This window comes from Salinarchaeum laminariae (genome assembly GCF_023204835.1).
Taxonomy (GTDB): domain Archaea; phylum Halobacteriota; class Halobacteria; order Halobacteriales; family Salinarchaeaceae; genus Salinarchaeum; species Salinarchaeum laminariae.
This window is the reverse complement of the sequence record NZ_CP096270.1, coordinates 2,030,149-2,053,459: the sequence shown is the minus strand read 5'-3', so window position 1 is coordinate 2,053,459 and position 23,311 is coordinate 2,030,149. Positions and strand designations below refer to the sequence as shown.

The window sequence follows — 23,311 nt, the reverse complement described above, 5'->3', positions numbered from 1 at the left end:
TCATACGAGGGCCGCGAGCGTCGCGATCAGGGCACCCACGCCGGAATGTCCGTTTCCACCACTACTGCCTGGGCCGTTTCCGTTGCCAGCGTCGGGGCCGTTCCCGTTCCCGGTATTCGCACCGTTTCCGTTGCCGGCGTCGGGGCCGTTCCCGTTCCCGGTATTCGCACCGTTTCTGTTGCCGGCGTCGGGGCCGTTCCCGTTCCCGGTATTCGCACCGTTTCCGTTGCCGTTACCCGCTCCGGCCCCGTTTCCCGTGCCAGTGTTGGGCCCCGTTCCGTTCCCGGAATTGGTGCCGTTTCCAGCGCCAGTAGATCCGTTCCCCGCTCCCTCGCCCGGATCGTCAGGCGGTCCGTTTCCCGATTCGCCCGGAGTGCCGTTCGGTGGCCCCTGCCCGTTCCCGGGGTTCTCTGGCGGACCCCCGTTGGAGGCGCCCGCGAGACCGCGTGCGATCGATGCGACCTGCTGACCGGAGAGCTCGCTAGCGTTCTGTCGGAGCGTCTCGAGCTTGCTCGTGTTCACGCCGGAGGCGATCGCGTCCGTTTCGGTCGCGTTCACGCTCGATTCGATCGACTGAAGCTGGGCGGCCGCACCACTGATTTGCGCGCGGTAGGCCGTCGGAGACATGTTCTCCCGCTGGCTTTTGAGATTCTCAACGCGCTCCTCGATGGCTGCGAGTCGGTTCGCGAGATCGTTCGTCTGGGCCTCGACGAGCGCCGCCTTCTCGGTCTGATTCGCAGCAGCGTACTTCGCCTGGTAGACGCCCTGATCGACATCCCCCTCGGTGCTGGCTTCAGTCGATTGCATGAATCCGGAGATCGACTGGCCGAGCGTGACGTTGTCGACGCTACCGTTCTCGGTGCCCGTTGTGTCGTCCTGAGCGACTGCAGGGAGCGCGACGGCGAGTGCAGCTACGGCCAGGAGACAGAGGACGAGGGCGACGCGAGTTCGCATGTACACCATGCCAGGGGCCCATACTGCAAAAATAACGGTGTTCGTTCCGATCGTTCACGAACTGCCGAAAGAACCCGCTACGTGCCCGAGAGCGTTTATTAACGATTCTTAGCCGTTATTCCCGAAGTACCGTTGGGAGATGTTCGGAGACGGAATCTGAGCCAGTGTGACTGAGAGTTTGTGGATGAGAGTGTTTGCGTATGGAGCGTTGGCGAGCGTGGGGTGAAAATGGGAACCGACGCTGATCTGTTCCTCGGTACGATCCTCGACAGGCACCCTGCTGTGAGCAGAACACTCCGATGGTCGACGGCCACCCGGCGTCGATCGGTGGTCGCTTTCGACGCCCGTTACCAGGTAATCCACCGAAACGAGATCCATGGCATTGAGATGCTACATAAACCTTGGCGGACACGTTCATATGCATGTGATTCGTTAGCATAGTTGTACCACATGTTCGAGGAGTTCTCGAGCGGCTACTACCTCGGCCGGCTGTACGTGCAGCCGACCGACGAAAACGCGGCTGTGATCGACCGTGAGCAGCACGAACACGTCAACCGCGAGCTCTACGCGAGCGGTGAGGGGCTCGAACGACTCGACGCCCCGCTCGTCATGAAAATCCACGAGCAACACGTTCCCGTGCACGGTGAGGACGGCGTGCCACGGGACACACTGCTGTTGCCCGAGTCCATGGTCGACGAGACGCGCATCGAGAACCCACCAGCACTGACCGAAGTCTTCCTCGCCAAGGCCGACCGCGCGAAGCAGCTCCTGCGGATCACCGGCCGGGACGGCGGTACGCCTACGTAGTGGGTGGGTGTCCGACCCACTTCCTGAGCGACACCTCAGCACCGACCCGCCGCAAGCGCTATTATTGCAGTACCACAACCCTCCGAGCGAGCGGCCTGCATGAGTCGAACAGAGCGCATCCTGCTGGATGGTACCGGCCGATTTCTCCAGGTGGTCAAGGACGGCCGGACCATCGACGATGCCAACTGGATCGAAGGACGGGTTTTGCTCTCGAGCGAGCGGCTCGTCCTCGCGGGCAACGAAGGGACCAGAACGATCCAACTGGAGAACGTCGACGAGTTTGGCGGCCGGTACGACGTCAATCAGGCCATTACGAGAGTCTCACACTATACGAGCGTACGCATTGGCGAACAGGTCCTCCTCGTCACCACTGCAGCTGACCCCGAGGCGCTCGAGGGGAAGCTCTATAGCGCACTGCTCGATCACGAACGCGTCTTCGCACGCCACCCCGCGGTCGAAGGCGGCGTCCTCCAGGGGACTGAGTGGCATACGGCACAGCTCAAGACCGAGACCGACGTCCTCAACGTGGCACTGACCAACGGCACGCTCGCGGAAGTCGAACTCGACGACATCTCGGAGCTCACCGCAGCCGAGCAGACGCTTTCGGTCGGCAATCTCGACGCGGAGGAACGGCGCGTGCTCAAAGTCGAACACTCGAAGGACGACGGCACGAGCGTCCAGACCTACCTCTCCGGGACCGACCGGCAAGTCCGATTCCTCGAATCCTTGCTGCGTGAGGGAGAGGCGCGCTCCGCGATCGGCGTCGAGCTTACGGTCGACGAGAAACAGGTCTTGATGGCGCTACACTCCGGCGTCTCTCCGTTCGAGATTCCGGAGTTCGTCGACATGGAGGTCGACCGCGTCGAAGAGATCTACCAGCGACTCGTCGATCTCGACGCGCTCAACGAGGTCCGCACCCGTTTAGAAGTCGAACTCACCGCGCGCGGGCGCAAGATCGCGGGCGGTGCGATGGACGACGAGTAGCGTCTCGTAGCTGCCAGCGGTCAGGACTCCACGTCGTCGAGCCGGTGAATAGCGACCAGCGCGCCGTCGTGAGTGAGCGCACCGGTGTCGGCGTCGGCGACGAGTCCTTCGTCCGCTAGCTTTGTGAGCACCGCCGGAATGTCGATCGATTCCTCGGCTTCGTCAGCACCGGCCCGTCGATCGGCGCCGACGGCGCGATCGGGCTCGGAGAGGACTCGCGGTAACGAATCGACCGCGACGCCCGCGTAGAGTGCGACGAGCGTTCGCTTCTCGACGTCGTCGAGTTCGACGTCCGCGAGGATTTCGTCGGCCCGGTAGTACTCCGAGCGGAGGATCCGTGCCAGAACGTTCAGTCTGCTCGACGTATCGTGACGAATCTCGGTCGTCACGGTGGCGTCACCGTCCCGGTGGCGAACCCCCAGAAGAGGACGGCCGTTCCCACCCTCGCGTCGACGGTACTCGACGCCGACGACGTCGTCGAGCGAAATGACCAGATCCACCGCCTCGCCTCGGAATCGGAGCGAATCCTCGCGTGGCACGACCGAGACCTGTTCGGTGTCGGTTTCGCGGACGCGTCCGCCCTCACGAGCGGGATGTCGAATCTCGGCAGGATGGCCGCGGAGGATCGCCTTGTACAGAAAGAGTGCGAACCGATCGATGCGGTCGTGTTCGCCCCGGATTACCGCAGTCCGGCGGTCGTCACCGACGGAATATGCGACCAGAACGGACTGATCGAAGAAGCTGCCGAGGTCCTCAGGGATCTTGCTCACGACGACGTCGAACACGTCGTCGAGGTCGATGACGGTCCGGCCGCTGTCGCTGGCGAGCACCAACTGGTCCTCCGAGAGGAGGACTCTGGCCTGCAACGGCTCGTCGCTGTCGGCGCCATCGTAGATGGCTTCGGCGACGAAATCCGCGACCACGGATCCGGACATCGACGTTCGTGGCCGATTCGCCACGGCGTCACATATCAGTTCCGGCACCATCGAGACGCCGTGCCCCGACCCGACCCTCGTTCGTAATCGGTCCGCCACCTGTGAGGACGAGGTCACGGCTCCTGGCATCCCGCGATCTGTCGGCATATAGAATTATCCCTGTAGATAATTTCGCGGCATAAGAATCTCTGGCTACGCGTCGAAGAAATCTCCCAACAGACGATCGTACAAAGGGATAATCGATCGATAGCGGCGCTACGATTGATCGATCGATCGCCGAGTCGAGAGGGGAGAACATCCGAGATTCGGCAGAGAGAGCAACTGAATGTCGGAAAAACAGCCGAAATATTGAAGTGATAATCGGACCCCTTTACAGTACAATGCTGGCGCTCGATCCCGCACCTGTCGGTGACGCTGCGGTCGCGATCGCGAGCCCGACGGTTGCCCTGGGCTCGCTCGCGGCGATCGGGCTACTGGGCGTTACTGACTGGATCCTCGGTGACGACGAGTCGCCGGAATCGGCCGATCAGCCGTCCGAGGACGCCGGGAGCGGGATGTTCGACGAGCCCGAAACCGCCGGCGATGGTGGTCTCGTCGGCGGCGACGACGGTGGCGACGAGTTCGCTTTCGACGACGGCGGGGACGACGCGTTCGACGATTTCGACGTCGGCGGGATGGACGACGATGGCGACGGTGGGGGCGGCAGTGCACAGGTGCGTGAACTAGAGGGGCGAATGGACGAGCTCGAAGACGAAGTATCGAGCATCTCGTCGACGGTCTCGACAGTCAGAACCGAGAACGAGCAGATAAGCGAGTCCGTCGACGACATCGAGGAGAACGTTCGGAAACTGCTCGACATCTACAAGATGGTGACCAAGGGAGTCAATCCCTTCGTCGACGAGAACGGGGGCGGCAGCGGATTCGCTGGGGCTGAAGGGTCCTCGCTCGGCCTCTTCGACCAGGACGACGAGGAGGAAGCCGAGTCTGAAAACCTCGACCCAGACGTCACCGACGCCGATGCCGAGGAGTTCTTCGACGACGACTTCGAGGACGAAGAAGAGATCGACGAGGTGGAGGAAGAGGAGGCGGAGCAGAGTGAGGGTGAAGGGGAGGAACTGGCCGACGCGGACGAGGAGGACGACGAACCAATGGCACAGAGCGACGACGCACCGACGGACGATGAGGGCGGCGCAAAGAGCTTCGACGAACTCCGCGAGGAGTACGAGGAAGGCGCTGAATGGAGTGAGGAGGATGAGGAAGAAGAAAATGCAGAGGACGACGCCGAGGCCCCTGACGAGGAGAGCGAGGCCGAAGAGGAGGCGGCCGAAGCCCCGGACGTATCCGACGAGGGCGCCCAAGCGGAGGCAAGCGACGACGTCGACGAGGGGCGGGTCGACGGCCTCTTCGACGAGGCAGAGGATCCTGCGGAGGGCCAAGGCGCTGGTGCGCACCAGCCCCCCGCGCAGCCCGCGGCCCAGCCCGCCTCGCGTGCCCCTCCCCGGAACGGTGCGAGACAGCCGGTCGCGGGCGGAGCGGGTGGCGAGAAGCCCTACCTCAGGGAGCTCCCCTCCGGCTACGTCTCCGACCTGCTCGTCATGGAGTGGGTCGAGTTCCTGGTGACCGAGAGCAGCCCCGCGGGCGCACACCGGGCGATCACCTACTACGAGAACGTCGGCTGGATCGGCCACCGCGCCGCCGACCAGCTCCGCGAGTTCGTGGACGGCCACCCGGAAGCAGCCGACGACGAGGGCGAGTCCGGCGCACTCACCATGGATCACCACACCACGAGTCTGCGCTACGTCGCCCGGATCACCGGCGACTTACAGGAGAACGTCCTCGCGTCGTGGGACGACGGCGACAACCGCTGGCTGCAGCGCTGAGTTGAGCGCGTTCGTGTCTGTTTGCTGAGAGGCGAGCCGCACTCTCCATTCTACCAGGGCGATTGGTCCAACTCATCCGCCCCAGTGACTCACCTCCAGACATATCATCGCCCTTATCGAAACTGCTGGAACGCAACCGCGATTTTATCGCGTGATAACGGGGCGGATACGCTTAAGAGCCGGTCGGTAAAAGAACGGGCAACCGATGGCAGAGAACGTGTTGATCGTCGACGATTCGGACTTCATGCGAAACCTCCTGCGGGAAATTCTCGATGAAGAACATCAGATCGTGGGCGAAGCAGAGAACGGCGTGGAAGCAGTCGAACGGTACAAAGAGTCCGAGCCGAACGTCGTGATGATGGACATCGCGATGCCGATCCGCGACGGCATCGACGCGACGGCGGAGATCAAAGAAGAGGGCCCGGGCACGAGCGTCATCATGTGCACCTCCGTCGAACAGGAAGAGATGATGAAGGAGGCGATCAAGGCCGGCGCAGACGGCTACATCACGAAACCTTTCCAGAAGCCAAACGTCCTCGAAGCGATCGACGACGCCGTAAACGCCTGACCATGCGCGTCGATCTCAAGACGCTCGGCACGTTCAACGAGCTCGCAAATCGGGGTGCCAGCAGCGCCGCCAAATCGCTCTCACAGCTCAGCGACACCGAGACGACCGTCGGCACCACGAGTGCAGATCTCGTGCCCGTAGGCGACATCGCGGATCGCTTCGACAGCGGCGCGACGTTCGTCGGCGTCGAGATCGGGTTCGAGGGTGGGATGGAGGGCTCGATCGTGCTCGTCTTCGACCGTGAGAGTGCTGGCCGACTCCTCGAACGGATCGTCCCTGCCCACTGGGACGACGTCGACGCGACCCTCGACCGGAGCACCGTCAGCGAGGTCTCGAACATCATGATCGGTGGGTTCGTCGACGCCTGGGCAAACCACTTCGACACGCGCCTCCAGCTCGGGCCGCCGACGTACATCGCCGGCGCAGCGGCTGACGTCATCCCCGGAAGCGTTCCGACGTGGGACGAACGTCGAACGGCGCTGACCTTCACGAGCCAGCTCCAGACGCCAGGGCCCGAACCGCAGAGTGGTCGCGGATCCGATGGAAGCGAACCGGCAGGGGCATCGGACGCGCCCGACGCGGACATCGACTTCCACATCTACATGTTCCCCGAGCGGAGCTCCTTCGCGGCCGTCGTCGGCGAGGCCGTGCCGGACCAGGAGTTTCCGATCTCGATCGAGAAGCTCTCGGCCTTCACGGAGATGACCAAGCGCGGCGCTGGACGGGCGGCGGACAAGCTCAGCGGGATGACGGGTATCCAGACCGACGTCGAGGTCGGCCGGACCACGTTCGTCCCGATCGAGGACGTCTCCCGACGCGCTGCGACGGGTCATCGGATCGGCTCCGTCGCACCGCTCCAGGCGGCGCCGGGAGGGTTCATCGTCATCCTCTTCGATGAAGCCTCGGCAATCACCGTGGGCGACGCACTGCTCCCGATCGAATCCGACGAGGACGGCCTCACCGATCAGCATCGCTCCGCCATCGAGGAGATCGGGAACATCATGACCAGCGGGTTCATCGACGGCTGGGCGAACGCACTCGACCGGAAGATCCAGCACGATCCGCCGGAACTCGTCGAGGATTCGGCCGCCGTGACGCTCGCCTCCCTGGTCGACCGACTCGACGCCAGCCAGGAGCACGCATTCCTCCTCGACGCGACCGTGCGAGCCGCGGGCCGCGAGATCAACTGCGACCTCTACGCCATCCCCGACGAACGCTCCTTCCAGGAGGTCCTCGGCGAGATGACCATGACCGAAGCACGGGCCGCAGCCTCCGACCCCGACGAGCTCGAGCCCGCGGCGTACGACGATCTGCGGTGACCAATACTCTGAGAATTAGCTGCGGTGACCGGTGGCCTGTGAATTCGGAGATAATGAACGCCAGTGAACGCCGTCGATCGCGACCGATGCGCGTTCACTGGCGACCGAACGCTTTCGACACCCTCTTGGCCGAATTGTCCGAAGGACGTGTAGATGGAGTTCCTCCAGCGTCGTCGGTCACTGGTGGAGGACCGCCTCACCGAGGTCGTCGAATCGGTGGATCCAGCGGAGCTCTCCGCCGAGATGGAACACGTCGCACTCGCCGGCGGGAAGCGCGTCCGCCCGATGGTGACGATCCTGGCCTGCGAGGCGGCCGGCGGTGAGCCGGAGGACGCGGTCGACTACGGCGTAGGGGTCGAACTCGTCCACAACGCCTCGCTCGTCATCGACGATATCATCGATCGCTCTGAGGTTCGCCGCGGCACGGACAGCGCGTGGCTCGCGTTCGGGCACGGCCCTGCGATCGTCGCCAGCGACGGGCTGCTCGGGGAGGCCTTCCACCTTTTCGCGGCCGACGGGCAGGCCACCGAGGTCGTCACCGGAGCGATGGTCGAACTCGGAGAGGGGGAGGCGACGGAGCTACAGGCGATTCCGGACGGTGAAGCGGAGTATCTCGAACTTGCACGGCGGAAGACGGGCGCGCTATTTCGTGCAGCCGCGGAGCTCGGAGCGATCGCCGCCGACGCGGACCAGGAGACGATCGACGCGTTTGGTGAGTACGCCGAGCGGGTCGGCGTCGCGTTCCAGATCCGTGACGACGTGCTGGACGCAACCGCAGAGGCAGACGACCTCGGAAAACCGACCGGCCAGGACGCCGCGATGGACCGGCCGTCGGTGGTCCACGTCACCGATCTCGATCCCGAGGCGGCGGACGTCAGGGCTCGCGAAGAGGCCGACCGAGCCCTCGCAGCACTGGACCGGGTCGATCTGGCCAACGACACCGCGGAGGGCTATCTCCGCGATCTGGCCGAATTCGTCGTCGTCAGGGAGCGATAGTGATTCGGCTTCGTGCGGTGCGCCAAACCTCCAAGAATCGTTAGGACGTCGGGTCCGCGTCGCGAGGGAACCGGGATTCTGCAATCGCGAACGCGAGCGTGCTCGAGACGCCCAGCAAGAAACTGCCGGCGAGCGCCACCGCGAGCGCTGACAGTGCGACTTCCCCGAGGACGTAGCCGCTAGCGGCGTAGAGCACGATTGCGATCGCGCCGACGTAGAACGGAGCGTTGAGATAGCGCCACTCGAGGGTTCCAGCGAGATACTCGTCGGTGATCTGGCCGAAGCTCGTAGTGAGCCCCGCCGCCGCGAACCACGCGATTGCACCGTAGAGAATCGCAGCGCCGACCTCGATGGCACCGAGTGCGGTGTCGGCGTCGGCGCGCACCGACTCCAGTTGCTCTACCCCGTTGATGCCGCCGACGAGGAGAATGACCGCCGCCACGAGGGTCGTCACGATTGTCACGCGCCCATCGTAGAGCCCGTTCCGGAGACGGTCGACAGTCCGGTCGAGTGTCGACCCCAGTCCGAGCCCTCGTCCGAGGAGGTAGAGGCCGATGAGCCCGGAGGTGAGACCCAGCACGATGCCCGGCATGTCGAAGTAACTCGCGACGACTGCCAGCGGATAGATCATCAGGAGGATCCCCAGCGGGATGAGCAGCGTCCCCCGGGTTTCCGGATCGTCGAGTACCTGCTTGATCGTGTAGTACATCGATTCGAGATCCTGGGCCTGCCGGACGACGACCCGGCGAACGCCGTCGACGGACACCCGGGAACGGATCACGGGCATGACGCTCTCGTCTTGTGCGCCGTCGGTGACGACCAGCGCGCGGACCTCCTCACCGGTTTCGAGCCCCGCGAGGATCTCGTCGACTTCCTCGCCGACACGTCGGTTCGCGCGCACGTCGTCCCCGTTCTCACCTGCGACGGCAGCGACGACGACGGTCTCGTCGGTGACTTCGGTGGCGACGTTGACGCCTTTGAACAGCACGTTCACGTCTGAGTCCTCGGGATCGGCCGTCGCGAGCGCCACGGCGGCCTCCTCGACGCCGTCCCGGCCGACGACCGGCGTCTCGATGCCGGTCTTCCGGCCGATGTCGTCGTCGAGGTCGACACAGAGGACCAGCAGCATTGCTCGGGAGTTGTCCGTCGCCCCATACAACAGTTCCGGAGGCGCAGAGATTCGTCGAACCAAACCCCGCACGTCGCACCTGTCCAGGGGCATTTATCGGCGTTAACGTGTAGCAAGGTGCCTGGACGTGTGCGGGTAGCGGCCGTTCGCAGCAGCTCCACCGGCCCGTGACTCTTGTAGCCGTGCAATCAGTCACTCACGATCGCGTCAGGGGCCCACAACCACCCGGCGAACGAGAAAGGTTTATATAGAATTGCAAAATAGGTTCTACCGACTCACAATGTCCGAATCACGCCAGCGACGCATGGGTGGACAGCCCATGTTCGTGCTTAGCGAGGACAGTTCTCGAACGAGTGGCCGAGACGCCCGTCAGGCCAACATCTCCGCGGGGAAGGCAATCGCCGAAGCGGTCCGGACGACACTGGGCCCGCGCGGCATGGACAAGATGCTGGTCAGCGACGGCGACGTCGTCATCACCAACGACGGGGCGACGATCCTCGAAGAGATGGACATCGAGCATCCCGCCGCAGACATGATCGTCGAAGTCTCCCAGACCCAACAGGAAGAGGTCGGGGACGGCACGACGACGGCGGCGATCCTCACCGGTCGCCTGCTCGCCCAGGCCGAGGATCTCTTCGACGACGACGTCCATCCGACGACGATCGTCGAGGGGTACCACCGCGCCGCCGAGATCGCCGCGGAGGCCATCGACGACATCGCGATCGACGCGGCCGTCGACGAGGACGTGCTCCGCACCGTCGCGGAGTCCTCGATGACCGGCAAGGGTACCGGCGGCGTTACCGCCGAGTCCCTCGCACAGGTCGTCGTTCAGGCAGTCACGCAGGTTCGCAACGGCGAGGACGTCGCACGCGAGAACATCACAGTTCACACGCAGGCGGGCGCGTCCTCCGCAGCGACCGAGCTCGTCGAGGGGATCGTCCTCGACGAGGAGGCCGCCAACGCCCAGATGCCCGCGTCCGTCGAAGACGCCAGCGTCGCCGTGCTCGACGTCGAGCTTGGCGTCCGCACCGGTGACGTCGACGCGGAGTACACCGTCGAGAGCGTCGATCAGCTCACCCAGGCCATGGAGGCTGAAGAGGGTGAGCTCCGCCGGCACGTCGAGACGCTCGAGGAGGCAGGCGTCGACGTCGTCTTCACCACCGAGGACATCGACGACCGCGTCGCCGCCCAGCTCGGCCGCGCAGGCATCCTCGCGTTCGAGAGCCTCGGCGGCTCCGACGCGACGGCCGTCACAAACGCCACCGGCGCGACGCGCGTTGGCGACATCGACGACCTCGAGGAGTCGGACCTCGGTCACGTCGAGACCGTCCGCACCGAGACCTACGACGACGACCAGCTCGCGTTCATCGAGGGCGGCGCCGCAGCGAAGGCCGTCACCATCTTCTGCCGCGGTGGCACCGAACACGTCGTCGACGAGGTCGAGCGCGCCATCGAGGACGCGCTGGATGTCGTCACCGCAGCCGCAGAGACTGGCGAGGTCGTCCCCGGTGCTGGCGCGACCGAGATCGCGATCGCGGACCGCGTGCGCGAGGAGTCCGCGAGCGTCGAGGGCCGCAAGCAGCTCGCCGTCGACGCGTTCGCCGACGCCATGGACGCCATCCCGCGGACGCTCGCCGAGAACGCCGGTGCGGACCCGATCGACACGCTCGTCGATCTCCGCGCCCGTCACGATTCGGAGGGGCGCGCGGGCCTCATCGCCGAGGACCGCGAGGCAGAGGTCGGTGACCCCGTCGAGCACGGCGTCCTCGACCCCGCGACCGTGAAGCAGGAAGCCGTCGAGAGTGCGACCGAGGCGTCGACGATGATCGTTCGCATCGACGACGTCATCTCCGCGGAGTAATCGGCACCGTAGCGGTTCGATCCGTACCGAACCAGTTCGGCAACGATCCTTTCGTTCTCGCGGCAGTCGTTTTACGTGAAGCGGTGGTCTGCGCGGCCAGACCGCCGAATCGCCGGCCACGTACCGCGAGCGATCGCTTCACCCATACCCGAACATGTTTGGGCCGATTCCCCGTTCGTGGGGATCGACGACCCCCTTTCTTGGGTGTAGCAAGAATCCTCACCTGTAATGTCACACGTCGATCCATCGATGGACCGTCGGGCGGTGCTCGCAGCTGGTGCAGGGCTGGCGGCGGCCGCTGCGGTCCCGGGCGCGGCCACGGCGCAATCCGACGAACTCGAATCGTGGCTCTCCGAGGCGAACAACTACGACGAGATCCAGGACATGACCGGTCAGGACGAGGTGACGGTCGACGTCGGCGCCGGGAACGGGCTGGCGTTCGGGCCGGCCGCGATCCGCGTCGATCCCGGGACCACGGTCGTCTGGGAGTGGACCGGCAGCGGCGGTCCACACAACGTCTCCGAAGTCGATGGCGCATTTCGATCGGGTGACGCCACGCCGGAAGCTGGCACGACCTTCGAACACACCTTCGAGGAGGTGGGCGAGTTCCGCTACGTTTGTGAACCCCACCAGGGCGCCGGGATGAAAGGCGCCGTCGTCGTCGGTGGTGGCGCAGGGCCTGACCCAGCGGCGCTGGTCGAGGAGTTCCTCGCCGACGCGAACAACTACGACGGCGTCACGGATCTTCGGGGCCAGGACCAGGCCACGGTCGACGTCGGTGCCGGCAACGGGCTGGCCTTCGGGCCGGCCGCGATCCACGTCGATCCTGGAACGACGGTCGTCTGGGAGTGGACCGGCAGCGGCGGCCCCCACAACGTCTCCGAAGTCGATGACGCCTTCCGATCCGGCGACGCGACGCCGGAAGCTGGCACGACCTTCGAACACACCTTCGAAGAGGCGGGCGTCGCTCGCTACGTCTGTGAACCCCACCAGGGCGCCGGGATGAAAGGCGCCGTCGTCGTTGGCGGTGGCGGTGCTGGCGGCGCAGGTGGCGGCGGATCGGGTGACGGCAACGGGACCATCGGTTCGAGCACGTTCGCGGCCGTCACCGGCGTGTTCCTCGTCCCGATTCTCTTCGCGCTCGCGCTCCTGGGCAAGGAGCTCGCAAGCGACGATGAGAGCGACGAGGCCGTCGGCCACAGCCACCCCTGACTCACCGAAGCGAGATCGAATCGCCTGCTTCGACGCCGAACACCCCGTCGCCACGCCCGCGATTGACTGCGAACTCGACGTTTCCGTGGCTACCGACCGTGAGGAGTCCCGTGCCTGATTCTACCGCAGCGTACTGATCGACGACCGGCCAGCTCGTGCCGTCGACCTCGACGCGGTCACGTTCCGCGAGGACGTCCCCAGGCACGTTCGTTATCGCGTTGCCGAACCCGTCGACGACGAGTATCTGACCCTGGATTTGCAGGTCATCTGGGTCGTCGTCGCGCTCGATCACCGGATCGGGAAATCGGAGGTCGACGTACTCCGTTCTCGGTTCGAGGAACGGACACGCGTCCATCTCCGAGACGCCGCGTTCGTGGATCAGGGCCGCAGCGGGCGCGAACACGTCTCGGCCGTGAAACGTCGAACTCGCGGGATCGTCGACGAGGATTTCGAACGCCTCGATCTCTGTTGGCGTAGACGCGGCGCCCGGGTCACCGCTCTCGTCCGACGGCTGATCCGGAGAATCGACTGGATCGACCCCGCGGAGCCCACTGCCGGCGATTGCTGGAGGATCCAGAAGTTCGCGAGCGGCCGGGAGAACGAGTCCGTTGTCGGGGGCCACGAGCGCGTGCTCACCGACGCGGAGAGCGATCGCCGATCGGTCAGTCCCGACGCCAGGATCGACGACGGCGCAGTGGACGGCTGGCGGTGCATAGGGGAGCACCTCGCGGAGCCAGAACGCCGCAGTCCGAACGTCCTGTCGGGGAAAGTCGTGAGCGACGTCGAGGATCTCGGCGTCGCTGTGCTGGCGGATCGCGGCACGCATCGCTGCGGGGTAGGGCGTGCCGAAATCGGAGGCGAGTGTGAGCATCGCTGGCGCTGGTTTGTCGTCTCGATCTACTCCTCCGCGGCGTCGTCGGAGGCGACCTCCTGTAGCCGTCCGACGCCGTCGACGTCCTCGATCGCCTCGACGGTCGTCTCGGGGACGAGATGCTCCCAGGGATCGTCGGATAACATCCGCTCGCGAATACCGGTTCCCTCGTACTCCGCACGGTTGAACATCGGCAGTTCGCGGACCTCGACGCCCTCCTCTTCGAAGAGGCGCGTCACGAGCGGATTGTTGGAGTAGACGACATCGAAGGGCGGACAGAGGCTCTTCACGTGACTCGTCCACAGCGCGTTCCGATCGACGTCGACGATCGGAACGACGAACGCTTCGACGTCGAGCGTCGCCAGCGTTCGGGTGATCATCACGTGCCGTTCGCCGGCGGTGAACGGGTTATCGACGCTGTGAGACTTGTCTGCGCTCCCGATCCCGACGACCAGCTCGTCGCACTCGGTGGCGATCTCGCGGAGTACGGCCTCGTGTCCCTCGTGCAGAGGCTGGAACCGTCCCACGTAGAATCCCCGTTTCATGTGTACCCGTGTGTACGCGGCATTTATAAGGGTGGCGAGTGGTCCCAGTTTACCGATACTGCCGGTAGGCCGCCTCTATCCTGCGGTATCGATCGGACGAAGTGGGTGATCTGGGGGAGAAAGTATATCAGTCGCGCTACCCTCCGCCGATCTAGCGACAACGGTCTATGAGCAAGGATACGGAACCGGACGACGAGCCCTCCGATACCGGGGCCGACGGCGACGCGGAACGGCCCGCGTCCGATGGACCCGACGGAGGTGGTGACGAGCACCGTGCCGACGAGGCCGACGCTCCGAGTAGCGACGGGAGCGACGGCCAGACCGATACCACCGGTGATACTCCCGATCGACGGGGCAGCACCGAGCAACCGTCGACGCGACAGGACGAGCCGAACGACGGTGGCCACGCAGCCGGATCCGACGGCACCAACCACGGCCCGGAGGGCTCGGACCCCCTGACCTGGGAGGAGCGCTTCGGAGACGACGGAGCGGCCGACGACGGCGGAGCTGCCGATCCCGCAGGTGGAACCGCCGACGTCGACGGCGGTGCCACAGATGCAGACGAGCGCGCCTTCCCGCAGGAGGAAGGCCCCGAACAGATGTCTGAGGCCGACGGCGAGGTGCTCGGCGAAGACGTCGAAGAGGAACTCATCGCCGACGATTACGATCCCGAGACCGACGACGACCTGCTCGGCGGCCTCGACATCGAGTCCACGGGAGAGATCCCGATCCCCGACCGCCTCGTCGATCAGGTGATCGGACAGGACGACGCCCGTGACATCGTCATCAAGGCGGCCAAGCAGCGCCGTCACGTGATGATGATCGGGCCGCCCGGGACCGGGAAGTCCATGCTGGCCAAAGCGATGAGCCAGCTCCTCCCGAAAGAGGAGCTCCAGGACGTGCTGGTCTATCACAACCCCGACGACGGCAACGAGCCGAAGGTCCGGACGGTGCCAGCGGGGAAGGGCGACCAGATCATCGAGGCCCACAAGGAGGAGGCCAACAAGCGCAATCAGATGCGGATGTTCCTGATGCTGATCATCGTCGCGATCATCCTCGGGTACACCATCCTGACGCCGACGAACATCCTCCTCGGACTGATCGCCGCGATCGCGGTCTACTTCGTCTTCCGTTACATGCAGCGGGGATCCGACGCGAACATCCCCAACATGATCGTCAACAACGCCGACCAGACGGTCGCGCCGTTCGAGGACGCGACCGGCGCCCACGCCGGCGCGCTGCTGGGCGACGTCCGCCACGACCCGTTCCAGTCCGGTGGCATGGAGACGCCCAGCCACGACCGCGTCGAACCGGGGTCGATCCACAAGGCGAACAAGGGCGTCCTGTTCGTCGACGAGATCAACACCCTCGACATCCGGACCCAGCAGAAGCTGATGACGGCGATTCAGGAGGGCGAGTTTGCGATCACGGGCCAGTCCGAACGCTCCTCGGGTGCGATGGTCCAGACCGAGCCCGTCCCGACGGACTTCGTCATGGTCGCGGCCGGGAACATGGACGCGATGGAGAACATGCACCCTGCGCTGCGCTCCCGGATCAAGGGGTACGGGTACGAGGTGTACTTCGAGGACACCATCGACGACACCCCGGAGATGCGCCGGAAGTACGGCCGGTTCATCGCCCAGGAGGTCGAGAAGGACGGTCGGCTGCCCCACTTCACCCGCGGCGCAGCCGAAGAGGTCGTCCTCGAGGCCAAGCGCCGGGCTGGCCGGAAGGACCACCTGACGCTCAAGCTGCGAAATCTCGGCGGCCTGATCCGCGTCGCCGGCGACATCGCTCGTGCCGAGGACGGAGACTTCGTTACGCGCGAACACGTGCTCCGCGCGAAGAAGCGCTCCCGATCGATCGAGCAACAGCTCGCCGACGAATTCATCCAGCGCCGCAAGGACTACGAACTCAGCGTGTCCGAAGGCGCGGTCGTCGGACGCGTCAACGGCCTCGCCGTCATGGGCGGCGACTCGGGGATCGTCCTCCCCGTTATGGCCGAGGTCACGCCCGCGCACGGCGCCGGCGAGACGATCGCGACGGGCCAGCTCAAGGAGATGGCCCAGGAGGCTGTGCAGAACGTCTCCGCGATCATCAAGAAGTTCTCCGACGAGGACCTCTCCGAGAAGGACGTTCACATCCAGTTCGTCCAGGCCGGTCGCCAGGGCGTCGACGGCGACTCCGCGTCGATCACCGTCGCGACTGCGGTCATCAGCGCGCTGGAGGACATGCCGATCGACCAGTCCCTCGCGATGACCGGCTCGTTGTCGGTCCGCGGCGACGTGTTGCCCGTCGGCGGTGTCACGCACAAGATCGAGGCGGCCGCGAAAGCCGGCTGCGATCGCGTGATCATCCCGAAGGCCAACGAGCAGGACGTGATGATCGAAGACGAGTACAAGGAGATGATCGAGATCATCCCCGTCTCACACATCAGCGAGGTGCTCGACGTGGCGCTGATCGGCGAGACCGAGAAGGACGGGCTCGTCGACCGCCTCAAGTCGATCACGGGGAGTGCGCTGGACCAGCAGGTCGGTTCCGGCTCACCCAGCCCGCAGTAAGCCGTGCCCGACTGGACGGCCTTCGGGGCCGTCGCCGGGCTCATTCTGTCTCTCGTTCTCGGCCTCGCATGGATCACGAGCGGCGCACTCGGCGGTAGTCGAGACCCACCCGACGACCTGCACTCTCCTGACGACACTGCGACCAGCGACGGAATTGGAGCGAGCGAGGGGGCGGAAGCGAACGACAAAGCAGAGTCGACCGACAGCGCTACGCCGCGTTCGGCCACAGTACCGACCGAACACGCGGAGAGCGACCCCGATATGGAGCAGGTCACGGAGCCAACGGCCGCCCCCGAGCCGGCAAGGAACGATGGCGTCGATTCGATACCGACGGCGGCACTGCTCGCCAACGTCGCATTGACCCACGGCGGTCTCGGCCTGCTCCTTCTCGGTGTGGCGGCCCTGACCGGAATCCCCACAGAGGCTTTCGGCGTCACCGCAGCAACCTGGAGCACGGGCGCTCTCGCCATTCTCGGCGGAATCGGCCTCGGCCTCGCTCTCGCCGCGTTGAACGTCGGGATCGCCGCCTCGTTCGACCGCATCGGCATCGAGTACAGTGAAGATCTACGGAGCGCGCTCGCGCCGGAGTCTACAGCCGGCTGGCTCCTCTTGTTGGTGGTGATCCTCCCGCTCGTCGCGGGGTTCGAAGAGCTGCTCTTCCGTGCCGTGTTGATCGGCGTCGCCGCGACGGCGACCGGACTCTCGCCGTGGCTGTTCGTCGTTCCAGCGACGATCGCGTTCGCGCTCGGGCACGGACTCCAGGGCAAGGGCGGCATCGCAGTGACGGGGCTCCTCGGTGGCGCACTCGGCGTCGCGTTCGTCGTGACGGACAGCCTGGCGCTCGTGGTGATCGCTCACTACGTCGTCAACGCCGTCGAGTTCCTGCTCAAGGAGCGGCTGGGTTGGGAGTTCGGCCGCACGGACTGAGGTTGGGTCGCAAGTCGCCAGCGGGCCCGATCAGGCCGCTTCGAGGCGCTCGAACGTCTCCGCGACGAGCTCGCCGGTCTGATCGACGATTCCCTGCATCGCCTCGTCGTCGGGTGCGATCCCGAGCAGTCGGCCGATTTTCATGATTGACACGTGGTAAACGCGCTGCTGACCGGGTTCTTCCTCCCAGATAACCATATTGCAGGGAAACAGGCCGCCCATCTTCGGAGTCACGTCGAGGACCGCGTCGGCGACGGCAGGGTTGCACGCACCCAGGACGTAGTAGGGATCGCGATCGGCGTCGACCTTCTCGTTGAGCATCTCCGAGGGGGAGAACTCGACGGGAATGCCGAACCCGACGTCCGTGCACACGTCGCGAACGAACTCGATCGCCGCCTCGTGGTCCATCTCGAGCGTGGTCTGGTGTTCGCCGTAGTCCTCGGGCTCGATCTGGGTCGGGTCGATCGGGAGCGTCATGGTTGATAGTTGGTCCGCGAGCGCAAAGGCCGTTGGGTAGCGGTCGCCCAAACACGGCTTCACCGCCCACGGGCCGTGGTGGCCGACCCCGCTCGAGAGCCGCGACAGACCGCCGCCGGTATCGCAAAGCCTGATACCCTAGCCCTCACAACCAGCGCGCATGGCAACCTCGAGCGCTCCCGGGAAAATCTACGTGATGGGGGAGCACGCAGTCGTCTACGGCGAGCCAGCGGTGCTCTGTGCGGTCGAACGCCGGGCACGGGTGACCGTCAGGGAGCGATCCGACGGTGGCCTCAGGGTGGACTCTGAGGACCTGACGCTCGACGGATTCACGATCGAGTACGGTGCGAGCGCTGGCGAGGATACCAACGTCGACGTGCCCGAACACCTCCTCGAGGCCGCGACGGGGTACGTCGACGAGGCAGTCGCGCAGGCCCGTGACGCGGCGGACGCGCCCGACGCCGGATTCGAGGTCGAGATTCACAGCGACATTCCCCTCGGAGCGGGACTCGGCTCCTCGGCGGCGGTCGTCGTGGCGGCCATCGACGCGGCGACGCGAGAGCTCGGCGTCGAACTCGATCGCGAAGAGATCGCAGACAGAGCTTACCAGGTCGAACATTCAGTACAGGACGGACAGGCCTCCCGCGCGGACACGTTCACCTCGACGATGGGCGGGGCGGTCCGCGTCGAAGGTGACGGCGGGGAGCCGATCCCCGCACCGGATCTGCCGCTCGTGGTGGGCTACGACGGCGGTGCCGGCGACACGGGGAAGCTGGTCTCGGGCGTGCGCGAGCTCCGCGATCGGTACGAGTTCGCGGCGGACACCGTCGAGACGATCGGCGACCTCGTCGAAGAGGGCGAAAACGTCCTCGCGGACGGGGACCTCGACGAACTCGGGGAGCTGATGGACGTGAACCACGGCCTGCTCTCGGCGCTGGGCGTCTCCTCCCGATCGCTCGACGCGATGGTCTGGGCAGCACGCGACGCCGGCGCGAAAGGAGCCAAGCTCGTCGGCGCCGGCGGCGGTGGCTGCATCGTCGCGCTCGACGACACCGACGAGAGCGAGACGGCACTCGAGTACACGCCGGGCTGTGAGGAGGCCTTCCGGGCCGAACTCGCCGAGGACGGGGTGCGTCCCGAGTGAGCCCAAGCGACCGGAGGTCGCGACGGGCTCCAGTCCACGATCGTCTCCGGCGGAGGCGATCGCCGTGACGACGGTTCTGAAGCTCGGTGGAAGCGTCATCACCGAGAAAGACCGCCCAGAGACGCTCGACGGGCCAGCGCTCGACGCCGCGGCGGCGGCGATCGGCGAGGTGACCGCGTCGATCCGCTCGGGAGGAGACGACGCGAGCGCAGCAGACTTCGCCCCCGCCGAACTCGTGGTCGTCCACGGCGGCGGCAGCTTCGGTCACCACCACGCTGAGGCCCACGACGTATCCACGACGGCCGGTACCCACGATCCCGAGGCCGTCCTGGCCATCCACGGCGCGATGACCACGCTGAACCGGTTCGTCGTACAGCGGCTCCGTGATCACGAGGTGCCGGCAGTTCCCGTCCACCCGCTCTCGGCAGCGAACCGCGACGACGACGGGTCGCTCACGCTGCCCGCCGGACAGATCGAGACGCTCCTGGCGGAAGGGTTCGTTCCCGTGCTCCACGGTGACGGCGTCGCCCACGCCGGAGAGGGAGTCTCCGTGCTGAGCGGCGACGAGATCGTCGTCTCGCTCGCCGACTCGCTCACTGCCGAACGGGTCGGCGTCTGTTCGACCGTGCCCGGCGTGCTCGACCAAGCCGACGAGGTCGTCGACTCGATCGGGGCGTTCGAGGACGTCGAAGCGCTCCTCGGCGGGAGCGACGCCACAGACGTCAGCGGCGGCATGGCAGCGAAGGTCAGGGAGCTACTCGCACTCGAGGGCGCTGCGTCGATCTTCGGACTCGACGATCTGCCGGCGTTTCTCGGTGGCGGACAGCCGGGGACGACCGTCGGACGATCCCCGTAACTGGCCACGTCCGTACGAAGTGACCGCGCCGCCCATCTGCGCGCCGGGAGGAAAACACCTAACAGATCTGTCTGTGTGCGTGGACGCATGGACGAAGGCGACACGCTCGCGAACGCGCTCGTCGGTGGAGCAGTCACGTTTTTCACCGGGAACTTCGTGCCGTTCGCACCCGTCCTCGGTGGTGCTATCGCTGCCTATCTCGAAGGCGGCTCTCGTCGGGACGGTGTCCGGGTGGGCGCCTACTCCGGGTTTATCGCCTACGTGCCGCTACTGGCACTCACCGTCGTGGTCTCCAGCGTACTCGGAGTCGTCGGCTTCGGGATCGGCTTTCTCAATAGGGGAGGGGTCGGTCTGGGCATTGCCGGGTTCCTCGGAGCGATCGTGTTCCTTCTCATTCTCGTCGTGAGTTTCCTCTACTTCGTCGGCGGTGGCGCTCTGGGCGGCTGGCTCGGAAACTACCTGAAGCACGACTCCGATCTGGATCTCTGAGCAGGCTTCCTGGACGGCCTCGCGTTGTGCTACTCGCCACCAGTGCGAATCCGACCAGGATCCGTCCGTCTCGTGGTCAGCACGATCGACGCAGAACGGCCCGGATCGGCGTACCCACGCCCTTTATCACGCTCGGACGAATAGCTCGATATAACCGAGCAAACGGTCGCCCCGGGACGATGCGGGCGACCGGCGCTCCGCCGCACGACGGCGATGGCTGGGCAGCAGGCCCACGTCGCCCGACGGCGGACGTCTCGACGCAGTCGGGAACCTGCGACCGGTTGGCTGAGCCGACCGTGTTCGCCGGGCGCCGGTCGTCACGCGCTGGGGTGTCCGCCTCGGACACCAACTATGGAAATCGAAATTGCCACGATCGGCGGCTACGAGGAAGTCGGCCGCCAGATGACTGCGGTGCGAGCGGGCGACGACGTCGTCGTTTTCGACATGGGCCTGAACCTGTCGAAGGTTCTGATCCACGACAACGTCGAGACCGAGCGGATGCACAGCCTCGATCTGATCGACATGGGAGCGATCCCCGACGATCGCGTCATGAGCGAGCTCGAGGGAGACGTGCAGGCCATCGTGCCGACGCACGGCCACCTCGACCACATCGGCGCCATCTCGAAGCTGGCCCACCGCTACGACGCACCCGTCGTCGCGACGCCGTTCACGATCGAGCTCGTCAAGCAGGAGTTCGAGAGCGAGCAGAAGTTCGGCTCCGAGAACGACCTCGTGAAGATGGAGGCTGGCGGTACGATGTCCATCGGCGATTCGGGCGTCGAGCTCGAGTTCGTCAACGTCACCCACTCCATCATCGACGCGATCAACCCCGTCCTCCACACGCCAGAGGGGTCGATCGTTTACGGGCTCGACAAGCGCATGGACCACACGCCGGTCATCGGCGACCCGATCGACATGAAGCGGTTCCGAGAGATCGGTCGCGAGGACAACGGCGTCCTCTGTTACATCGAGGACTGTACGAACGCCGGAAAGAAGGGTCGAACGCCCAGTGAGTCCGTCGCTCGTCGACACCTCAAGGACGCGCTCTACTCGATGGAGGATTACGACGGCGGGATCGTCGCGACGACGTTCTCCTCCCACATCGCACGCGTGAGCTCGCTCGTCGAGTTCGCCAAAGACATCGGCCGACAGCCGGTCCTGCTCGGCCGTTCGATGGAGAAGTACTCGGGCACCGCCGAGCGACTCGACTTCGTCGACTTCCCGGAGGACCTCGGGATGTTCGGCCACCGGAAGTCCGTCGACCGCACGTTCAAGCGGATCATGAACGAGGGCAAGGAGGATTACCTGCCCGTCGTCACCGGCCACCAGGGCGAGCCCCGCGCGATGCTCACCCGAATGGCCCGCGGCCAGACGCCGTACGAGCTGGACGCTGGCGACAAGGTCGTCTTCTCCGCCCGGGTCATCCCCGAGCCGACCAACGAGGGCCAGCGCTACCAGGCCGAGACGCTCCTGGGCATGCAGGGCGCTCGTATCTACGACGACATCCACGTTTCCGGCCACCTGAACAAGGAAGGCCACTACGAGATGCTCGACGCACTCCAGCCCCAGCACGTCATCCCGGCCCACCAGGACATGAGTGGGTTCTCGGACTACGTCAACCTCTGTGAGGACGAGGGCTACAAGGTGGGTCGTGACCTCCACGTCACGCGCAACGGGAACCTCATCCAGATCGTCGAGTAGCGATGACCGATCAGGAGGCCCGGGAGGCAGCGGTGCTCGCCACGATCCGCGAGCGACGCGAAGTCGTCAACGGTGCCATTCCCGAGGAGATACCAGTCGTCAAGCCCGAGCGACTCTACCAGGCGTCGCGGTACCTGCTGGACGCGGGCGGGAAACGACTCCGCCCGACGATTTCGCTGCTCGTCGCCGAGGCGCTCGCGGACGTCGAGCCGGGCTCGGAGAACTACCGAGAGTTCCCGACGCTATCGACGGAGTATCCCGAGATCGACGTGCTCTCCGCAGCCGTCTCCGTCGAGGTCATCCAGTCCTTCACGCTGATCCACGACGACATCATGGACGACGACGACCTCCGGCGGGGCGTCCCTGCAGTCCACCAAGAGTTCGACCTCGAGACCGCGATCCTCGCGGGCGACACGCTCTACTCGAAAGCCTTCGAGATCATGCTCGGCACCGGCGCGGCCGACGACCGGAGCGTTCGAGCACTCGACGTCCTCGCACGGACCTGCACCGAGATCTGTGAGGGCCAGGCGCTCGACGTGGAGTTCGAGGATCGCGACGACGTTGCCGTCGATGAGTATCTGCACATGATCGAGCAGAAGACGGCGGTGCTCTACGGCGCTGCGGCGAGTCTCCCGGCGGTGCTGATGGGGGCCGACGACGAGACCGTCGACGCGCTCTACCAGTACGGGCTCGACGTCGGCAGGGGGTTCCAGATCCAGGACGACGTACTCGATCTGACCGTCCCCTCCGAAAAGCTCGGGAAACAACGCGGCTCGGACCTCGTCGAAAACAAGCGAACGCTCATCACGCTTCACGCACGCGAGCAGGGCGTGGACATCGCCAACCTCGTGGAGACGGACTCCGTCGAAGCCGTCACCGAGGCCGAGATCGACGAGGCCGTGGCGACGCTTCAGGAAGCGGGGAGCATCGAGTTCGCGCGAGAGCGCGCGGAGAGTCTCGTCGACTCCGGAAAGTCCCATCTCGAAGTCCTCCCCGACAACGAGGCGCGGACGCTCCTCGAGCAGACGGCAGACTACCTGATCGAACGCGGGTACTGAGGAGTCATCTCGGCGCAGTCTGTTTTTCTTCCGGCCA

The 23,311-nt window shown here is 65.5% G+C and carries 21 protein-coding genes; 15 read left to right on the top strand and 6 right to left on the bottom strand.

Annotation, left to right across the window (positions count from 1 at the left end):
* Window positions 1-954 (bottom strand): hypothetical protein, encoded by a 954-nt coding sequence (locus tag MXF70_RS09580; RefSeq protein WP_248515414.1) that lies wholly within the window; start codon window positions 952-954, stop codon window positions 1-3.
* Window positions 955-1,404: 450 nt separating this feature from the next.
* Between MXF70_RS09580 and MXF70_RS09575 the strand changes: the two genes are divergently transcribed.
* Window positions 1,405-1,761: a DUF5802 family protein gene (locus MXF70_RS09575; protein WP_248515413.1), complete on the top strand. Its 357-nt coding sequence runs from the start codon at window positions 1,405-1,407 to the stop codon at window positions 1,759-1,761.
* A 99-nt stretch (window positions 1,762-1,860) separates the two neighbouring features.
* Window positions 1,861-2,745, top strand: coding sequence for a CheF family chemotaxis protein (locus tag MXF70_RS09570; protein ID WP_248515412.1), 885 nt, complete (start codon window positions 1,861-1,863; stop codon window positions 2,743-2,745).
* Window positions 2,746-2,765: 20 nt separating this feature from the next.
* On the opposite strand, the gene MXF70_RS09565 is transcribed toward MXF70_RS09570, so the two are convergent.
* On the bottom strand, window positions 2,766-3,680 hold the full coding sequence (locus tag MXF70_RS09565; protein ID WP_248515411.1) for a CheF family chemotaxis protein: 915 nt from the start codon (window positions 3,678-3,680) through the stop codon (window positions 2,766-2,768).
* A 380-nt stretch (window positions 3,681-4,060) separates the two neighbouring features.
* On the opposite strand from MXF70_RS09565, the gene MXF70_RS09560 reads away from it, so the two are divergent.
* From MXF70_RS09560 to MXF70_RS09545, 4 genes are all read left to right on the top strand, one after another.
* Window positions 4,061-5,560 (top strand): FlaD/FlaE family flagellar protein, encoded by a 1,500-nt coding sequence (locus MXF70_RS09560; RefSeq protein ID WP_248515410.1) that lies wholly within the window; start codon window positions 4,061-4,063, stop codon window positions 5,558-5,560.
* 205 nt (window positions 5,561-5,765) lie between these two features.
* Window positions 5,766-6,128, top strand: a complete 363-nt coding sequence (cheY, locus tag MXF70_RS09555; RefSeq protein WP_248515409.1) for a chemotaxis protein CheY — start codon at window positions 5,766-5,768, stop codon at window positions 6,126-6,128.
* 2 nt (window positions 6,129-6,130) lie between these two features.
* The gene (locus MXF70_RS09550; RefSeq protein WP_248515408.1) at window positions 6,131-7,447 is read left to right on the top strand and encodes a chemotaxis protein CheC; all 1,317 of its coding nucleotides are present in this window, start codon (window positions 6,131-6,133) and stop codon (window positions 7,445-7,447) included.
* Between the two features lie 153 nt (window positions 7,448-7,600).
* On the top strand, window positions 7,601-8,443 hold the full coding sequence (locus MXF70_RS09545; protein WP_248515407.1) for a polyprenyl synthetase family protein: 843 nt from the start codon (window positions 7,601-7,603) through the stop codon (window positions 8,441-8,443).
* A 40-nt stretch (window positions 8,444-8,483) separates the two neighbouring features.
* Here the strand turns inward: MXF70_RS09545 and MXF70_RS09540 are convergent, their stop codons facing one another.
* Window positions 8,484-9,572 carry a DUF373 family protein gene (locus tag MXF70_RS09540; RefSeq protein WP_248515406.1) on the bottom strand — a complete coding sequence of 363 codons (1,089 nt, stop codon included), beginning with the start codon at window positions 9,570-9,572 and terminating at the stop codon, window positions 8,484-8,486.
* 319 nt (window positions 9,573-9,891) lie between these two features.
* On the opposite strand from MXF70_RS09540, the gene thsA reads away from it, so the two are divergent.
* Both thsA and MXF70_RS09530 read left to right on the top strand, forming a co-directional pair.
* On the top strand, window positions 9,892-11,433 hold the full coding sequence (gene thsA / locus MXF70_RS09535) for a thermosome subunit alpha (RefSeq protein WP_248518382.1): 1,542 nt from the start codon (window positions 9,892-9,894) through the stop codon (window positions 11,431-11,433).
* Window positions 11,434-11,661: 228 nt separating this feature from the next.
* The gene (locus MXF70_RS09530) at window positions 11,662-12,645 is read left to right on the top strand and encodes a halocyanin domain-containing protein (RefSeq protein WP_248515405.1); all 984 of its coding nucleotides are present in this window, start codon (window positions 11,662-11,664) and stop codon (window positions 12,643-12,645) included.
* Between the two features lies 1 nt (window position 12,646).
* Here MXF70_RS09530 and MXF70_RS09525 read toward each other — a convergent pair whose 3' ends face one another.
* Together MXF70_RS09525 and MXF70_RS09520 are read right to left on the bottom strand one after the other, a co-directional pair.
* On the bottom strand, window positions 12,647-13,516 hold the full coding sequence (locus MXF70_RS09525; protein WP_248515404.1) for an SAM hydrolase/SAM-dependent halogenase family protein: 870 nt from the start codon (window positions 13,514-13,516) through the stop codon (window positions 12,647-12,649).
* Window positions 13,517-13,542: 26 nt separating this feature from the next.
* Window positions 13,543-14,061: a nicotinamide-nucleotide adenylyltransferase gene (locus tag MXF70_RS09520; protein WP_248515403.1), complete on the bottom strand. Its 519-nt coding sequence runs from the start codon at window positions 14,059-14,061 to the stop codon at window positions 13,543-13,545.
* A 167-nt stretch (window positions 14,062-14,228) separates the two neighbouring features.
* On the opposite strand from MXF70_RS09520, the gene lonB reads away from it, so the two are divergent.
* The gene (lonB, locus tag MXF70_RS09515; protein WP_248515402.1) at window positions 14,229-16,622 is read left to right on the top strand and encodes an ATP-dependent protease LonB; all 2,394 of its coding nucleotides are present in this window, start codon (window positions 14,229-14,231) and stop codon (window positions 16,620-16,622) included.
* Window positions 16,623-16,625: 3 nt separating this feature from the next.
* Window positions 16,626-17,549, top strand: a complete 924-nt coding sequence (locus MXF70_RS09510; RefSeq protein WP_248515401.1) for a CPBP family intramembrane glutamic endopeptidase — start codon at window positions 16,626-16,628, stop codon at window positions 17,547-17,549.
* Between the two features lie 30 nt (window positions 17,550-17,579).
* Here MXF70_RS09510 and MXF70_RS09505 read toward each other — a convergent pair whose 3' ends face one another.
* A complete protein-coding gene (locus tag MXF70_RS09505) occupies window positions 17,580-18,026 on the bottom strand; it encodes a DUF302 domain-containing protein (protein ID WP_248515399.1) in 447 nt (148 codons plus the stop codon).
* Between the two features lie 160 nt (window positions 18,027-18,186).
* On the opposite strand from MXF70_RS09505, the gene mvk reads away from it, so the two are divergent.
* The 5 genes from mvk (at window position 18,187) to idsA3 (ending at window position 23,274) form a co-directional block, all read left to right on the top strand.
* Window positions 18,187-19,170, top strand: a complete 984-nt coding sequence (mvk, locus tag MXF70_RS09500) for a mevalonate kinase (protein WP_248515397.1) — start codon at window positions 18,187-18,189, stop codon at window positions 19,168-19,170.
* 64 nt (window positions 19,171-19,234) lie between these two features.
* Complete coding sequence (locus MXF70_RS09495) at window positions 19,235-20,026, top strand: isopentenyl phosphate kinase (protein ID WP_248515395.1); 792 nt, start codon at window positions 19,235-19,237, stop codon at window positions 20,024-20,026.
* An 87-nt stretch (window positions 20,027-20,113) separates the two neighbouring features.
* The gene (locus MXF70_RS09490) at window positions 20,114-20,515 is read left to right on the top strand and encodes a DUF5518 domain-containing protein (RefSeq protein ID WP_248515393.1); all 402 of its coding nucleotides are present in this window, start codon (window positions 20,114-20,116) and stop codon (window positions 20,513-20,515) included.
* 351 nt (window positions 20,516-20,866) lie between these two features.
* Window positions 20,867-22,216, top strand: a complete 1,350-nt coding sequence (locus MXF70_RS09485) for a ribonuclease J (RefSeq protein WP_248515392.1) — start codon at window positions 20,867-20,869, stop codon at window positions 22,214-22,216.
* 2 nt (window positions 22,217-22,218) lie between these two features.
* Window positions 22,219-23,274, top strand: coding sequence for a geranylfarnesyl diphosphate synthase (gene idsA3 / locus MXF70_RS09480; RefSeq protein ID WP_248515391.1), 1,056 nt, complete (start codon window positions 22,219-22,221; stop codon window positions 23,272-23,274).
* The last annotated feature ends 37 nt before the right edge of the window (window positions 23,275-23,311 follow it).

What these genes read in the sequence shown, in the direction of transcription:
- MXF70_RS09520 (WP_248515403.1), bottom strand. Translation starts at nt 14,061, where the DNA reads ATGAAACGGGGATTCTACGTGGGACGGTTCCAGCCTCTGCACGAGGGA.
- MXF70_RS09485 (WP_248515392.1), top strand. Translation starts at nt 20,867, where the DNA reads ATGGAAATCGAAATTGCCACGATCGGCGGCTACGAGGAAGTCGGCCGC.
- idsA3 (WP_248515391.1), top strand. Translation starts at nt 22,219, where the DNA reads ATGACCGATCAGGAGGCCCGGGAGGCAGCGGTGCTCGCCACGATCCGC.
- MXF70_RS09505 (WP_248515399.1), bottom strand. Translation starts at nt 18,026, where the DNA reads ATGACGCTCCCGATCGACCCGACCCAGATCGAGCCCGAGGACTACGGC.
- MXF70_RS09530 (WP_248515405.1), top strand. Translation starts at nt 11,662, where the DNA reads ATGTCACACGTCGATCCATCGATGGACCGTCGGGCGGTGCTCGCAGCT.
- mvk (WP_248515397.1), top strand. Translation starts at nt 18,187, where the DNA reads ATGGCAACCTCGAGCGCTCCCGGGAAAATCTACGTGATGGGGGAGCAC.
- thsA (WP_248518382.1), top strand. Translation starts at nt 9,892, where the DNA reads ATGTTCGTGCTTAGCGAGGACAGTTCTCGAACGAGTGGCCGAGACGCC.
- MXF70_RS09525 (WP_248515404.1), bottom strand. Translation starts at nt 13,516, where the DNA reads ATGCTCACACTCGCCTCCGATTTCGGCACGCCCTACCCCGCAGCGATG.
- MXF70_RS09580 (WP_248515414.1), bottom strand. Translation starts at nt 954, where the DNA reads ATGCGAACTCGCGTCGCCCTCGTCCTCTGTCTCCTGGCCGTAGCTGCA.
- MXF70_RS09565 (WP_248515411.1), bottom strand. Translation starts at nt 3,680, where the DNA reads ATGTCCGGATCCGTGGTCGCGGATTTCGTCGCCGAAGCCATCTACGAT.
- MXF70_RS09575 (WP_248515413.1), top strand. Translation starts at nt 1,405, where the DNA reads ATGTTCGAGGAGTTCTCGAGCGGCTACTACCTCGGCCGGCTGTACGTG.
- cheY (WP_248515409.1), top strand. Translation starts at nt 5,766, where the DNA reads ATGGCAGAGAACGTGTTGATCGTCGACGATTCGGACTTCATGCGAAAC.
- MXF70_RS09540 (WP_248515406.1), bottom strand. Translation starts at nt 9,572, where the DNA reads ATGCTGCTGGTCCTCTGTGTCGACCTCGACGACGACATCGGCCGGAAG.
- lonB (WP_248515402.1), top strand. Translation starts at nt 14,229, where the DNA reads ATGAGCAAGGATACGGAACCGGACGACGAGCCCTCCGATACCGGGGCC.
- MXF70_RS09560 (WP_248515410.1), top strand. Translation starts at nt 4,061, where the DNA reads ATGCTGGCGCTCGATCCCGCACCTGTCGGTGACGCTGCGGTCGCGATC.
- MXF70_RS09550 (WP_248515408.1), top strand. Translation starts at nt 6,131, where the DNA reads ATGCGCGTCGATCTCAAGACGCTCGGCACGTTCAACGAGCTCGCAAAT.
- MXF70_RS09490 (WP_248515393.1), top strand. Translation starts at nt 20,114, where the DNA reads ATGGACGAAGGCGACACGCTCGCGAACGCGCTCGTCGGTGGAGCAGTC.
- MXF70_RS09570 (WP_248515412.1), top strand. Translation starts at nt 1,861, where the DNA reads ATGAGTCGAACAGAGCGCATCCTGCTGGATGGTACCGGCCGATTTCTC.
- MXF70_RS09545 (WP_248515407.1), top strand. Translation starts at nt 7,601, where the DNA reads ATGGAGTTCCTCCAGCGTCGTCGGTCACTGGTGGAGGACCGCCTCACC.